The sequence below is a fragment of the Finegoldia magna ATCC 29328 genome, from assembly GCF_000010185.1.
GTDB lineage: Bacteria > Bacillota > Clostridia > Tissierellales > Peptoniphilaceae > Finegoldia > Finegoldia magna_H.
Window position 1 is genome coordinate 1,271,895 of sequence record NC_010376.1, and the last position, 15,365, is coordinate 1,287,259.

Sequence of the window (15,365 nt, forward strand, 5' to 3'; positions counted from 1 at the left end):
TACCTCTAATCTACCTTAATTCCTATAGACCCCTTGATGTATTTCATCAAGAAATCTTTATCTTCAAGTCCTTTTCTTCCGGGTATTGTTACAACCAATGGTTTCTTACCCTTGTCTTTGTGTTTTGTCACTTCATCTTTGATAGTATTGAATACCTCTTCAGTGATAATGACAACACCCAAAGTATCATCAATAGTTGCAGCCTTGAAAGCTCTTCTCATCTCTGCTTCGTTTTTTGCTACGAAACCTGTTATTCCTGCAAGGCGCATACCAAGATTTGTAACATTATCCGCACTTATAATTACGGATTTCATAATTATAATTGTTGCAAAATAAGAATTGAAATAACCAATCCGTAAATTGCAATACCTTCTGCTAATCCTACATAAATTAATGATTTACCTAATAATGATGGATCTTCACTAACAGCTCCCAATGCTGATGAACCTACAACACCTACTGCATAACCAGTACCAATTGTTGCAAGACCTGTTGACAAAGCAGCTGCCAAAAGTCCAAGACCATTAGTTGCACCAGCAGCAGATTGTGCAAATGCAGAGTTAGGCATTAAAAATACAAATGCCATCACAAGACATGGAATTATAGCAAAAAGATTAGTTCTTAATGCTTTCTTTAATTTTGTTTTTGATGAATCAGTGTTGTTGTATAACAAATAAACACCTGAACCTATAGTCAATAAAACTATTAATGCTGTTGAAATTAAAATAAAATACATATATTTATCTCCTTTAAATTCTCTTTATAGTTGGTTGGAACAAAATTCCATCACCCTTAAAATATTTACTAAATAATTCATAATATTCAAGTCTCAATGATTGAATGAATACAATCAAACCTTCAAGACCTAAAATCACGATATTTCCTACGATTATCATTGCTACATTTCCGGCGTTAGTTCCTATCATCTTACCGATAGATGTGAATGCCAAGAACAAACCAACGTGGTTGATAGCAAATGCACCCACTCTTATGAATGATACAGTTGAAGAAAACATTGAAATCAAAGTTTCAATAATTGAAAATGAACTTTCAACATAATAACCTGTAACATCCAAACCATTGTGAAGAGGTCTTCTCTTGTACAAAAGTTGTGTCAATGGAACTTTGAAAATCATTACAAAAATCACAATCAACATACACGCCGCAATTACTCCAACAGGGACAATGTGCAATTCTAATGCAACAGTTGCAGCTAATAATAAGAATAGCAAGAATAGCATAAATCCTGCCAACCCTTCTTGTCCGAAAAGTCCTTCTTGCACATCTTTGAAAATGTAATTGTTACATAATCCAAAAATGTAAGCTATCAATAAAAGTACGATACCAAGGCCTATAGCTATTATCAAAACCTTGTTGATATTTTCAAATGGTTTCAAAAACAATGCCGGAATAATTCCTTCTAGTCCGAAAAAAGAACCGTAAAGAATTCCAAACACCATGGAACTTGCACCAATTCTTTCAAGAAGTCCGCCCATCATCTTGTCTTTGAATTTCGCTAACAAAACACCTGCGACAAACATCACAGCGCCTTGTCCCAAATCCCCAAACATAGCACCGAATAGCAACATATATGTCAATCCGAAAAATACAGTTGGGTCGATTTCCTTGTAATTTGGAGTTCCATACATATTAACTAAAAGCTCAAACGGCTTAAAAAATTTGTTGTTTTTGAGTTTGGTGGGAGGAGTCAATCCACTGTCATCAGCATCCAAGAAATTAATGAACATATCATCGTATGCAGATAATTTTTCTTGAACAACTCCTTTAGCTGATTCAGGAACCCATCCTGCCAAGTAAAAGTAGCTTTCACTTCTTGCCAGTAAACTCTTCACATCTTCTAATTGAATCAACAAATTAGCAGAAATCACCATATCGATAATTTTGCTCTTATTGTCTCTGTAAATCTCATTTAAGCTTTGATTTAATTCTGAGATTTGAGCTCCCAAGTTTTCATTTTCCAATTCAATTTTGGAAATTATTTCTTTTGGAACTTCTTTTCTGTCTTTACTAATATTGATATCAGTCCAATTCAATGATCTCAAAATCCTGTCAGTTTCAATTGACACATCCTTTGGATAAATCGCTACATAAACTTCCTTTTTGTTCTTACTTGCCAAATGAAGTACACTTGCCATGATATTATCGTAGTTTTTCTTCAACTTTAATCTATTTTCCTTAGACAAATAGCCAAAGCGATAATCGAAATACTTCATATCACACAAGCTTTCAATAGAAACATCCAAATCTTCAATCAAATACAAATCTTCTAATTCTTTTTTATTTTCATCAATTTGGTTTTCACAATCATAAATCTTGTCCACCTTAGATTTAATAGAACCGTAGAAGTCTTTGATTTCATCTTCTGTGTACTCTCTTTTTAATCTCTCATCTCTCAAATCAATTTTGAAAATATCCTTCAAATTGTCAGCAATAGAATTCAATTCCTTAACATCCCTGTTTTCAAAACCAGTAACATTATTAAACTCCATAGTTTTTTCGATATTTTCACTATTGATATTAACGATAAAAGTATTGTTTTCGATTTGGCTCAAACTATCAGTAAGTTCGACACTTCCAATATCCAACAAATCTTTTATAGTGGATTCAAGATACTTCAGATTTCCAACTACATTCATCATGTACATTTTTTCTGCTCTCAATTTACCACTTCCTTAAACTCTTCTAATCAGATAAGACTTGGACTTTTCAAAATCCAAATTAAATCTCTTAGATTCCACACTTTTTTCAATATCAAACTTTTCAAACTCAAGTAATTCGCCAATCGCAATAAGTTTAGAAATATTGTACTTATTAGTATGTAGCAAATCCAACGCCTTGAAATAAAGATATCTGTAAATTCTTCTATCCATATACAAATCAATATCATTGTCGGTATTAACCAAGAAAGAATACTTACTTTCGGAAATAAAATTTATCAAATCATCAAAATCCATATAAGAAATCTTCTTCAAATCGTCCAATTGGAACAATTTACCGCCCAAAATCGTAAAGTTGAAAATAATCTCGCTATTGATTTCATAATATTTGTTAGCTCTATAAATCCATTCCAAATTCAATAAGTCGATTTTTTCACCATAATAATCTTGGACAATCTTAGAATCTTGTTTCGATAAACCTTGACTCATCTTGATAATGTTTGAATAATAATTTCTATCCAAGTTCATCTCAATAAAAAACAAAATTCTGTGACGATTTTCTTCCTTGTACCTATCGACAATAGATTTGTATGGCTCATCTAACATATCCACAAAATCTTGAATCGTAGTCGACGAAGAAATTCGAGAAAATTTTGTATCCTTAAGAACTATAAGATTATCATTCAACCTATCGGTGTATTCCCTTCTAACGATAACACGTGCCAAAGTTTTAATATCTTCAACGACATAATACTCCAACAAAGAATTATAAAAATCCTTGTACCTGCCGTTCATATAATATTTCAACTTTTCTTCAGTTTTAATCATCTTATCATTAAGACTATTTTCAAACTGACTCACGCCCTCGTTTGCGTATTCACCCTCAATCTTTCCCAATTTCAAAAGATAATCATATTGATCCTTATTAGTATCAGCTTCTAATAATTTCTTAAAATCTTCATCAGACAACAGCTCTGAGCTAATCTTAGAAATCTTAGTATTAAGCGCACTATATAATCTTGCAGATCCCATAATTACTCCGTAATAATATTGAAGAATTTATCCACCAATCTATCCTCGTTCTTATCGAAGATTTCCTTCAAGTGATTTTTCTTTTCTTCAATACTCTTCTTTTGATTTTCGATATTACTGTTTTGGCTATTAATAATATCATCATGGACAGAATTAAGTTTAGTTACAGATTCTGATTGATATTTGTCTTCAAGCTCTCTTATAGCTTCTTTTTGTTTTTTTTGTTCAATCACAAGATCATTTTGAAAATTTTTATCCAAATCTTGTGCCTTCTTATCAATCTCAATTATTTTATTGATAATATCTTTCATAAACTCACTTCCTCACATCTACCTATTATAACCCATATAATTTTTTAAATCTAAATTGTTTTTAGATATATTGTTGATTTTTTTATAAAAATTGCTATATGTATAAATGAAAACATTTTTATTATAATTTTTTTATTATTCTAACTTTGATATTTTTAATTTACATTTTTTTAAACTAAAAATAAATTTTTAAAAATTTAGACAAAGTTTTGGTTTTTATGATTAAAGTTTTTTTAATTTTTACAATAAAAAATGCTGCACTTTTTATTGTGCAGCACCCAAATACTTTATTTCATTGAATTTACAATTTGTTTCATATTTTCAACTGTTGTTCTACCTGTCAATGTATATCTAATTCCATCCGCTACGAAAATAGCTGTCTTCTTAGATACAAAATCTTGTGGTTGATTACCGTCATTTTTTTCTTCAATTAAATTAACTTTATATCCTTGTTCCGAAACAAATTGCTCTACGAAACCATACATTCCCAAATAATCAGTAGTCCATACATTGTTTAGCTGAGTTTCACTTAAAATTATATCCGCTTGTAATGATATTGGAGATTTGTACAAGTTTCCTTCGTCATAACTATAAAATCCTTCTTCATTATATGAATAGTTTGATGTATCTCCAAGAATATAATTATCACACTTGATTATCGCATAATCTTTATTATCAGTTTCAACATCTGTAATCATATATCTATCGTCTTTTGAAAGTTCACTATTTAAAAGGGAAACTCCCAATTGTTCTTGAATTTGTTTGTAATTCAGTCTAGAAGTAGATTGTGATTTTATATTTCTTTCTCCATTTTTTATTTGTTTGGTTATCTTCATAGAATCTAATTCAGGCAATTCTAATTCATTAACCTTAGATTGTTCATTAACTAATTTAACCGCATAAATTGTTGAACTGAACACAACTGCAAAAATAACCATACATAAAGCTATAGTTAATTTTTTTGTTGATTTTTTTCTTCCATTATTGTTTTTCATTTTAATTTCCTTTCATTTTCTCATTTACATTGTTAATTAATATAACAATGTTGAATATTTTGTTTTTTCTTAAACTTCATTATTGATTATATTATTTATGATGTATTGACTTTAATTTATACCATTTCTCGTAATGTGTCAAGACTTTTTCAAGACTTTGCAATAAAAAACTGGGAGATATTCTCCCAGCCGTAAACTATTTTTTGTTTTTGATTCTATTGTATCTTTCTATGTTTTGTTCATTGGACAAAAAGTCGTATGCGTTGTTAACTTCTTGGAACTTAGCAGTTGCATCCGCTGCTTTGTTTATATCAGGGTGATATTTCTTGGCAAGTTTTCTGTAATTCAATTTGATTTCGTACTTGTCTGCGTTGTATCCAACTCCCAACGTGTCACAATGTTGTTCGTAAGTTCTAACGAAATCGTCCACCGGATTTTGGTATTGGTTTTGATATCCGTATCCTTGTTGACCATAACCTTGGTTGTATCCACCGTATTGACCTTGTTGTTGGTAGTATCCAAAATCATCGAAGCCAAATCCGTTTTGATTGAACCATTCGTTAAATCTTCTAGTCCATTCTTCTTGTTCACGTCTTTGTCGTTCTTCACGCGCTTTTCTTTCTTCTTCTTGTTTGTTGAAGATGTATTTTTTCTTGTAATCAGAATAAGAAGTGTATTTTGTTTGTGAATTATTGAGATAATAATCCCCGTATCCAAGTAAGAATTCAACCATAGAATATTTTACATATTTTAGATAATTGACAAATCCTTTACCTAAAATAGGAAATATCGTTATGAACAAAACCGTAAATGTAACCCATTTGTATTTGAAAAATATATAAGGAAAGAATAATATAAATATACAACCGAAGGATAGTATGGATCCTAGTACATACCTAAATCCCACAGTTAAATTCACCAATGTTTCTATAAATGCTATTAAAAACCCGAAAAATCCATCCAAAAATTTCGCAAATCCTTTTACGAAACCTCCCCATGCTTTCTTCATTTATTCACCTACTTCCAATTTCTTTTAATTTATTATATCATACTAATGTCACAAATTAGATAGTTTATGAAAGAGGTAATATGATTAATTTACTTGAATCACAAAATATAAATAAAAATTTAATAAAAGATGTAGAAAACTTTTTGAAGGACAATGGTGTAGATGACAAATTCAAATCCAGAATTCCTAAACCACGATTTAACTACTACGGAAAAGAAGTTTTGGAGATGGCTATAACAAGCATTTTGGAAGCGAATAATTTGCTATTGGTTGGTCCCAAAGCTACCGGCAAGAATATATTGTGCGATAATTTGGCGTATATTTTCCAAAGACCTCAATGGAATATTTCTTTTCATGTGAACACGGATTCTGAAAGTTTGATTGGTATGGATACTTTGAAAAACGATGAAGTTATTTTCAGAGCAGGTCCAGTGTTGGAATCTTCATTAAATGGAGGTTTCTGTGTGTTTGATGAGATTAATATGGCGAAGAACGATTCTGTTGCTATTATGCATTCCATTTTGGATTATCGTCGAATTATAGATATACCTGGTTTTGAAAAAGTAGATATACATGATAAAACAAGATTCTTAGCTACAATGAATTACGGATACGCTGGTACGCGTGAAATCAATGAAGCGTTGTTGTCCAGATTTTTCGTCATAGATATGCCAAAAACAGACGATAAAACTTTGAACAAGATTCTTTCAGAAGAATTTTCATTGACAGACACTGCTCAAAAAATGTTCGTCAGATTTTTCATGGATTTACAAGAAAAAAGTTTGAATTCTGAAATTTCTGGAAGATGTATCGACTTGCGTGGTTTGTTATCTTCAATCCACGCTATGAAAAGAGGTTTGAGCGTTAAATCAAGCTTAAAACTTGGAATTGTCAATAAAACATTTGATGAATTTGAAAAAACAATCGTACAAGATATTATCGACACTATATTCAAGGACGATTTGAAACCGGAAGAGATATTTGAATAATGGAAGATTCAAGGTCCAAAAATCTATTTTGGTTGTTGAGTGAAGATTACAACATTAACCCCAATTTGGATTTTATTACAAAAGAAAATGTCAATTCAGAGATTTTTCAGACTGCGCTTTTTGGATTTGCCCACAGATTTTACGATATTAATTCTGTTATGAAAATAATAGATAACGTGTCAAATAAAAAGGATATTTTCACGATTTTAATGATAATTTTAGACAACAATCTAAAAGGTAAAATGTTAAGCGAAAGAAATGGGCTTGGGGATTTTGACAGGTTACAAAAATTATACTATTTTGACAAGTATTATAGGTCCAATCCGCAAAATATTTCTGAAGAATTGGAAAAATATCACTACACTGATAAGCCCTGGACAACTACCAAATCGATTAGAGAAATCTTGATGTTGACTAGAACAAAGTGCAATGATAGCTTATCTTTGATAAATCTTTTGATTGAGATTGTAAATAAATATTTCTACTCATACAAGACAATCTCTGATAATGATAATTTTGAAAAGATAAAAAAAGAAATCAAACCAGTTACCCAGAAAACTAATCAGAAAATTATAACAAAACAAGAAAATGTATCTCAACTCGAAAAATATTCCATAGGATCACAAGAATTTACTGAAGATTTGTACAAATTATTGGAAGATGAAGATGTAGACAACGACTCTTCAACTCAAAAAACTTCCCGTACCAAAGATGTTCACACCAATATCGAAAGATTGTACGGAAAAAGTATCGTTGATCAATCTATTTTGAATTCTTTGAAAAATAAACTGTCTACCGATATTCATTCTGATATAAATTTCCACATAGTGAATGCCAATTCTACTAGAATTGAAAACTACAGAACGAATCTTTTGGTAGAGTCTTACAATGAGAATGTTAAACATTTTGAGAAAAATATCCTCATATACAATCGTCAAGTCAATGTTTTAAGTGAAATGTTAAAACTTGCTCTTCTCAAAAATGAAGATGATGATGTCAGAAGGTCGACGTTCGGAACTATCGATATCAAAAGAGCATGGCGTCACACCAAACTAAACGACAATAAGATTTTTAACAAAATCTACAAAAACGAAAACAGTCCAATGTCTGTGGATTTGTTATTGGATATGTCTGCAAGTCAAAGTGAGAAGAAGGAAATTATAGCAGCACAAGCTTATGTTATAACGAAAGCATTAAGTGATTTGTCCATAAAAGTTCGTGTACTTGGTTTTCAAAATATGTACGATTATTTGATAATTACAAAATTCAAGGACTACGACGAGCAAAACTGCAAAAATATTTTTCATTATCATCCAGAAGGCTCAAATAGAGACGGATTGGCACTCAAATTTATGAGAAATATTATGACGGAACAAATGGAGTCCAAACTTTTGATAATGCTAACAGATGGCAAGCCAAACAATATCGTAAATCTCAATTTTGTCGGCAAAACCAGATTTAAAGCGCAAGATTACGTCGGAGATTTGGCAGTAAAAGACACTGCAAAAGAAGTGTTCTTGACTAGAATGCAAAAAATAAAATTACTAGGTGTGTTCACTGGATCACAAGACGATTTGACTTTTGAGAAGGAAATCTTCACTAATGATTTCTGCTACATTAAATCTCCTGAAATGTTCAGCAAGACCGTCGGCTCATTCATCAAAAATATAATATCTAATATGTAATTAATTGCAAAACGAAACCGTTAGAACCACAAGATTCTAACGGTTTATTTATAATTTATTTTCATCAACTAATATGATTTTATCCATTGTCGTTTTGTTCAAATCAATCAATCTTTGATTTGAAGATCCGCGAAACTTCAATCGTAAATCTTTTAATTCTTCAACAAATCTTCCATCAACAAGTACATCGCACATGTCCAATAGTTTTTTGCAGTTTTGTTTTTGAGAAAGTGTTTCGTAAGTATATCCAGAAAATATCCAGATACTTTTGTTCGTGTTTTCTCTGATTTTTCCCACAATTTCTATTAAATCATCGCATGATTCGAATGGTTCTCCGCCTAAAATTGTAAGTCCATCAATTTCTTCTTGGTTCAAATAATCTATTATTTGATTGGTCTGCGTATCGGTCCATTTGTCTCCAAAATTTGGATCTTGATATTCCTTGTTAAAACAATTCTTGCAGTTGAGGCTGCATCCTGTTACAAAAAACGTGCACCTAATTCCAGGGCCGTTTGCCACATCGTATTGTCTGATTTGTGCGTAGTTCATTAAATGTGTAATACCCTATCTTTGATTTCTTTTGTTCTTCCTTCATTCCAGAAGTTTTCTCCAAGATATCCACAAGTTCTTCTAACAACATTCATCGTAGCATGGTCTTTGTTTCCACATTGTGGACATTGCCAATCGCCATCTTCGTTGATTGTAATTTCTCCATCGAAACCGCAATTTTGGCAATAGTCGCTTTTAGTGTTGAATTCTGCGTATTGGATATTATCGTAAATGTATTTGACAAGAGTTTCCAAAGCTTTCAAATTTTTGCTCATATTTGGAATTTCTACATACGAAATACATCCGCCTGATGATTTGTCTTGGAATTTAGATTCAAATGAGAATTTTTCAAAAGCAGATATGTTTTCTCTTACATCAACGTGGAATGAGTTTGTGTAGTAGCCTTTATCTGTTATATTTTCAATTACTCCGAATCTTTCCCTGTCGATGCTATTAAATCTGTGAGTTAAACTTTCTGCTGGAGTTCCATACAAAGCAAATCCTAGGTTAGTTTCTTTCTTCCATTGTTTTATTTTTTCATTCATGATATCCATTATTTTCATTGCAAATTCTTTGCCTTTTGGAGTTGTGTGGCTTTCGCCAATAGTCAACAATGTTGCTTCATAAATTCCAATATAACCCAAAGTTACAGTCGCATATCCACCTATCAATAGATCTTTAATTGGTGTGTGTGGTTGAAGTCTTGCGATAGCTCCGTGTTGCCAATGGATTGGAGAAGAATCACTTGTTACATCTTTTAGTAAATCGTAACGCAACACTCCAGCTCGTTTGCACATTTCTAATCTTTTGTCTAATATTTCGAAGAATTTGTCTTCATCTCCATCCGCCAAGATTCCGATTTGTGGTAAATTAATCGTAACCACACCGATATTAAATCTACCTTCAAATTGATAGTTTCCATGTTCATCTTGCCATGGAGACAAGAACGCTCTACATCCCATTGGACTGAACACATTTCCTTCGTAGTTTTCTCTCATTTTCTTAGCTGAAATGTAATCTGGATACATTCTCTTAGCTGTACAACGAATTGCAAGTGAAGTCAAATGATAAAATTCGCTGTCCTTGTGAATGTTATTTTCATCCAAAACGTAAATTAATTTAGGGAATGCTGGTGTAACATACACTCCTGCTTCGTTCTTGATTCCTTGAATTCTTTGCTTCAAAATTTCTTCAATTATCTTCGCAGTTTCTTCCTTGTATTCATCGTGATCTTCAATAAACATAAACAAAGTCACAAATGGAGCTTGTCCATTGGAAGTCATCAATGTATTGATTTGATATTGAATTGTTTGAATTCCTGATTCCAAATCTTTTTGAGTCATCTTATCAGCCATTTTTTCAGCCATATCGATATCTCCAAGAGTTTCAATGCACAAGTTCAAATTCTTTTCGTAAGATTTTCTCAAATATTTTGACAAACATCTAATGTCGATACTTTGACCGCCATATTGATTACTTGCAATTTGTGCGATTATTTGAGTCATTACATTACAAGCAACTTGGAATGATTTTGGTGATTCGATTAACTTACCATTTACAACAGTTCCCTTGTCAAGCATATCCTTCATATTTACAAGACAACAGTTAAACATTGGTTGGATTATGTAATCCATATCGTGAAGATGAATTGCCCCTTCATCGTGTGCTTGAAGCAAATCTTGTGGAATAAGCTTTCTTCTTGCAATATCCTTGCTAACTTCACCAGCGATTAAATCTCTTTGAGTAGAAGCTATCACTGCATTTTTGTTGGAGTTTTCTTCTAACAAATCCTTGTTACTTTCTTCCAACAAACCGATTATACTTTCATCAGTAGTGTTAGTTTCTCTCTTATATTTTTGTACGGCTTTGTAGTTTTCGTAAGCTCTTGCCGTAGCGGGATTGTTATACTGAATTAACTTATAATACACTTGGTCTTCGATATCAGTAATACTCAAAACTTTTCCAATCGTTTTGGCATATCCTTCAATTTCTTTGGCGATTTTCTCAGCCAAATTCTCCTCGTAAATTCCTGTACTACTATTCATAGCTTTTTCTATCGCAACGACAATTTTCTTAGCATCAAATTCAACTTGCCTTCCGTCTCTTTTTTCTACAGTTAACATTTTTAACTCCTCTTCTCTTTCCTTTTTATATTAATAAAATCAAATTTTTGTTCTTTTTTACTACTGCTTCATTATATCAAATACTACAGATAGTATCAATATGTGGGTTTTTGATTTTTATTCATACTATATATAGTTAGTAGGAATTAAAACATTAAAAAAGCACCTTCTCAAAAAGGTGCTCTGTATAATAATTTAATTGTGGCAAATTTAAGCTAATATTTATTATTTTAAAATTATTTTAAAATTCCAAATTCATATCCCTTATCTTTAAAATTTTTAATAATTGCTGTAAGTGAATCAACAGTTAGTTGTTTTCCTGGTGCATCGTGACACAAAACTACAACTAAATCTTGCTCAGCTTGATAAGTTAATGAAGTATTTGCAAATTCAACCATGCCTTCCACAGTCGTAGGTCTTCTGCTTTTTGGTTCTGCATCTCCAACCAAACTGTTCCAGTCTATCCAGTGAATTCCCAAAGATTCCAATGCTTCATCGCCTGGTTTTAATTGTTTCCAACTCATGTGTCCACCTGGATATCTCCACACGCTTGTTTTAAAATCTGGACCAAGAACATCTTGCAATGCTTTTTGTGCCATTTCTGCTTCCTTTTTAATTCTATCAGCGTTTGCAACTCTTCCTGGATATAATTTTGAATAATCGTGTTCAAAAGAGTGAAGGGCAATTGCGTGGCCTTCATTTATTTGGCGTTCCAAAATATCTTTGGTATCTTGTGAAACATGCTTACCAACCACAAAAAATGTAGCAGGAACATTTTCTTTCTTTAATATATCCAAAACTTGTGGAGTTATGCTGTGGTTTGGGCCATCATCAAAAGTCAAGAAACAAATTTTTTTGTTGTCTGTGTTTTTGACATAACCTTCAGATTTTGTAGGTCTAATAAATTGACTAATTTTCTTCGCATCATAAGCATAAGAATCTGCTTTTAAAATATGATTTGAACCCTTAATTAATTTATTAGGATCTGGTTTTTGCTCTTCTTTTTTATCAGCAGTTTTTTTGCTTGATTTCTTAGAAGAACTCTCAGCTACTTTTGGATTAAGACTTTGTTCGCTGTTGGCCACTTTTACTGCAATAAAACTTCCTACAGCCAACACAAAAACCAAAAGAACTATTGAGTTGATTATTTTTTTTCTTCTCTTGCGTTTTCTTCTCGCTTCTCTTTCTTCTCTCATAATATCTCCTATTTTTTATTTAAAATCTCTAAAGCTTTTTGAAGTTGGTTATCTTCTTTCATATACTCAACTCCAATTCCCTTTGCCTTTTCGTTCAACTTGATAACAACGTCTGGTGTAATTCCTTGCTTGTGAATTTTGTTACCCTTTGGTGAAAAATACTCGCTAATTGTAAGCTTCAATCCCTCGCCTTTTTCCATCGGAATAATCGTTTGAACAATACCCTTTCCGAAAGTTTTCTCTCCGACAATCGTAGCTTTCTTGTAATCCTTCAAAGCCCCCGTCAAAATCTCAGATGCAGATGCACTTGAACCATTCACAAGAACTACCATTGGTAAATTTTGTTCTGAAGCATCACTTTTTTGAATATCCTCTTTTTTATTCTTATCTACAGTCTTCACTATAACTCCTTTTGGAAGAAGATAGTCTGCTATTTTAACCGTAGAATCCAACAAACCACCAGGGTTGTTACGCAAATCCAAAACAATTGATTTCACATTTTGTTTTTTCAAATTTTCGTATTGTTCAATAAATTCCTTATCAGTTTTTCTGTCAAATTGAGTTATGTTGATATATCCAATATCTCCAATTTTTTGAGAATTAACAGTAGTCAAACTAATCATACGACGCGTAATATTTACATCAAAAATCTTACTTGTTTTGTTCTCCATTCTGGCAATAGTAAGCTTCACATCTGTATTAGGCTTACCCTTCATCACCTTTACAGCATCATTCATTTGAGATGCGTTGTAATCCTTGCCGTTAATTTTAAGTATAATATCATCTTTTTTGATGCCTTTTTCAAAAGCTGGACTGCCTTTAATAGCGCTAACAACAGTTATTGCGCCGGTTTCAGAAGGAGTAACCACAATTCCAACACCTGCATATTCTCCTTCGGTTTGTTGATTCAAACTATCCATCTCTTCCTTAGTCAAAAACTCAGAATAAGGATCTCCCAAAGCTTTTACATAACCTTCAACAGCTCCTTCTTGTTGCTTGTTCTTGTCTATATCAAAAAGATAATATTGGTCAATTAAGTTTTCAATCTTATTGATCTTCGCTAGTGGAATACCATTTTCATTGGCAATCGCAGTTCTTTTTCCCGTAGCATTTCCTACAGAAAAACTTAGATACACCAATAAGCAAAGCCCCAATCCAATAAAAACTTTTTTTAATGTCTTCATAAATCACCTCTTAACTAATATATAGTATAACAGATTAACGATTTTTTGTATTAAAATTGAGTTACAATTTGTCTAAGATTATTGGGCTTTTAATAAAAAATATCCCCTTTTAATAAATAAAAGAAGATATTAATTACATTATTTAATTGTTAATAGCATAATTCATAACCCTATCATTGCCAATAGCGTAATCCTGGATTTGATTTTCGATAAACATATCGGGATACCACGTCAATCCATCTCTTTTATTAAGATTGGAACAGTGCATAATATCATTAAAGTTATAGTCAAATCTAAATAAATAATTTGATACAGATGAAGTAAATAAGTGACTATTTCCGAAATACAACATAGAACCAGATGAGGATGTTGTCCAACAAGATGGTCCTCCTGTAAAATTACCCACTATAGTAACATTATTTAACCCTTTCTTAATATCTTCAATTAAAAATGTCGCTGCTGAATAAGAATTGTAATCTGTCAAAACTCTGAATTCAAGTTGTGGATTTGATATTTGATATGTTTGTAGTTTTCTAGATAGCTCTCTAAAATGTGTCGTTTCTCCTCCATTATTGTATCTAAGGTCTAAGATAATCTTGTTCGTATTATTTTTCTTGATAATACTATCCATATTTTTTTCTAGATTTTTTAAACTAATCTCATCACTTTTATCAGCTGCCTGATTATATTTTACAATGAGGCTTCCTTCTCTTTCGTAACAATAAAATGCTTCGTCATCGGTAAATCTTTCCTTATTATTTTGCACGAAATTTTTACCTATTTTATCATTAAGATCATAAACAAATCTCTTTGATTCACTACCTTCAAAATATTGTTTGAAGATTTTAGTAGGTTTCATTTTTATAGCTTCTATATCGACTTTTTGAATCTTGCCATCATTTTCAAGTTCTAGTGATAACCTGTTATTCTTACTTATTTTTTCTTTATTATATATATCAATATAACTCAAGTAATATGATTCAAGTTTAGCTTTCTTAAAATATTCATTTTCTCCCGAAACGTATTTATAAAACTTATCAAGCAAACTTTTTGCAGACTCTCCATTGATGCTAATAATTTTACTATACAGTAAATTCTTGTAATTTTCTGTAGTATTAATTATGTAAATATCGTCATCAATAATTTTCATTTTTATCGGTAAATAAGCACTGCCTACATTAATCATACCCGAAGCATGACCATCATTAGTCATAGCTATAATTTTATCCATATCAAACTTTAAATCAGCAACTGTTCTGCCTGTTTTGTTTTGGATAATTTTATTTAATTCTTTTTTCATTTCATCTTCTGTTGAATACCCAAGATAAGACTGTGACTGAATAAAATAATGAAGAAAATTAGATAAATCTGTATTATATTCCTTGTCAGTTAAAGTCTTATTAAAATCTATATTTTGTACAACAGTCGTCTTAAGCTTACTGTAGTCTACATTTTCATCTTGAAACATAGAATTTACATCTATTGTTAATACTTCAACATCATCTAATTCACTATCTGCAAAACTGTTTGTATTTGTTAATAACAGACTTATTATCAACAAAGATATTACAGTTATTGTTTTAATTTTTTTCATAAATCTCCCCACTATATTTA

At 31.4% G+C, this 15,365-nt stretch carries 14 protein-coding genes; 2 read left to right on the forward strand and 12 right to left on the reverse strand.

Features of this window, described 5'->3' with window-relative positions; all coding sequences use genetic code 11:
- Window positions 1-5: 5 nt before the first annotated feature.
- The 7 genes from FMG_RS06160 to FMG_RS06190 all read right to left on the reverse strand — a co-directional run bounded on the left by FMG_RS06160 (window position 6) and on the right by FMG_RS06190 (window position 6,025).
- Window positions 6-314: a V-type ATP synthase subunit F gene (locus FMG_RS06160; RefSeq protein ID WP_002837175.1), complete on the reverse strand. Its 309-nt coding sequence runs from the start codon at window positions 312-314 to the stop codon at window positions 6-8.
- A 2-nt stretch (window positions 315-316) separates the two neighbouring features.
- A complete protein-coding gene (locus FMG_RS06165; RefSeq protein ID WP_002837222.1) occupies window positions 317-736 on the reverse strand; it encodes an ATP synthase subunit C in 420 nt (139 codons plus the stop codon).
- 13 nt (window positions 737-749) lie between these two features.
- Window positions 750-2,681, reverse strand: coding sequence for a V-type ATP synthase subunit I (locus tag FMG_RS06170; protein WP_012290866.1), 1,932 nt, complete (start codon window positions 2,679-2,681; stop codon window positions 750-752).
- Window positions 2,682-2,693: 12 nt separating this feature from the next.
- On the reverse strand, window positions 2,694-3,710 hold the full coding sequence (locus FMG_RS06175) for a V-type ATPase subunit (RefSeq protein ID WP_012290867.1): 1,017 nt from the start codon (window positions 3,708-3,710) through the stop codon (window positions 2,694-2,696).
- Between the two features lie 2 nt (window positions 3,711-3,712).
- Window positions 3,713-4,021, reverse strand: a complete 309-nt coding sequence (locus FMG_RS06180) for a hypothetical protein (RefSeq protein WP_002837275.1) — start codon at window positions 4,019-4,021, stop codon at window positions 3,713-3,715.
- 287 nt (window positions 4,022-4,308) lie between these two features.
- Complete coding sequence (locus FMG_RS06185; RefSeq protein WP_012290868.1) at window positions 4,309-5,016, reverse strand: hypothetical protein; 708 nt, start codon at window positions 5,014-5,016, stop codon at window positions 4,309-4,311.
- A gap of 196 nt (window positions 5,017-5,212) precedes the next feature.
- Window positions 5,213-6,025, reverse strand: a complete 813-nt coding sequence (locus FMG_RS06190; RefSeq protein ID WP_012290869.1) for a J domain-containing protein — start codon at window positions 6,023-6,025, stop codon at window positions 5,213-5,215.
- Between the two features lie 80 nt (window positions 6,026-6,105).
- Between FMG_RS06190 and FMG_RS06195 the strand changes: the two genes are divergently transcribed.
- A complete protein-coding gene (locus FMG_RS06195) occupies window positions 6,106-7,014 on the forward strand; it encodes an AAA family ATPase (RefSeq protein WP_012290870.1) in 909 nt (302 codons plus the stop codon).
- The gene (locus tag FMG_RS06200; protein WP_012290871.1) at window positions 7,014-8,699 is read left to right on the forward strand and encodes a hypothetical protein; all 1,686 of its coding nucleotides are present in this window, start codon (window positions 7,014-7,016) and stop codon (window positions 8,697-8,699) included. The genes FMG_RS06195 and FMG_RS06200 overlap by 1 nt, the downstream gene beginning before the upstream one ends.
- A 48-nt stretch (window positions 8,700-8,747) precedes the next feature.
- Here FMG_RS06200 and nrdG read toward each other — a convergent pair whose 3' ends face one another.
- From nrdG to FMG_RS06225, 5 genes are all read right to left on the reverse strand, one after another.
- Window positions 8,748-9,248 (reverse strand): anaerobic ribonucleoside-triphosphate reductase activating protein, encoded by a 501-nt coding sequence (gene nrdG / locus FMG_RS06205; protein ID WP_002837245.1) that lies wholly within the window; start codon window positions 9,246-9,248, stop codon window positions 8,748-8,750.
- On the reverse strand, window positions 9,248-11,371 hold the full coding sequence (gene nrdD, locus FMG_RS06210) for an anaerobic ribonucleoside-triphosphate reductase (RefSeq protein WP_002837134.1): 2,124 nt from the start codon (window positions 11,369-11,371) through the stop codon (window positions 9,248-9,250). Before nrdD ends, nrdG begins: the two co-directional genes overlap by 1 nt.
- A 236-nt stretch (window positions 11,372-11,607) precedes the next feature.
- Complete coding sequence (locus FMG_RS06215) at window positions 11,608-12,567, reverse strand: polysaccharide deacetylase family protein (protein ID WP_012290872.1); 960 nt, start codon at window positions 12,565-12,567, stop codon at window positions 11,608-11,610.
- A gap of 8 nt (window positions 12,568-12,575) precedes the next feature.
- Window positions 12,576-13,751, reverse strand: coding sequence for a S41 family peptidase (locus tag FMG_RS06220; protein WP_012290873.1), 1,176 nt, complete (start codon window positions 13,749-13,751; stop codon window positions 12,576-12,578).
- A gap of 142 nt (window positions 13,752-13,893) precedes the next feature.
- Window positions 13,894-15,345 (reverse strand): hypothetical protein, encoded by a 1,452-nt coding sequence (locus FMG_RS06225; protein ID WP_012290874.1) that lies wholly within the window; start codon window positions 15,343-15,345, stop codon window positions 13,894-13,896.
- Window positions 15,346-15,365: the final 20 nt, after the last annotated feature.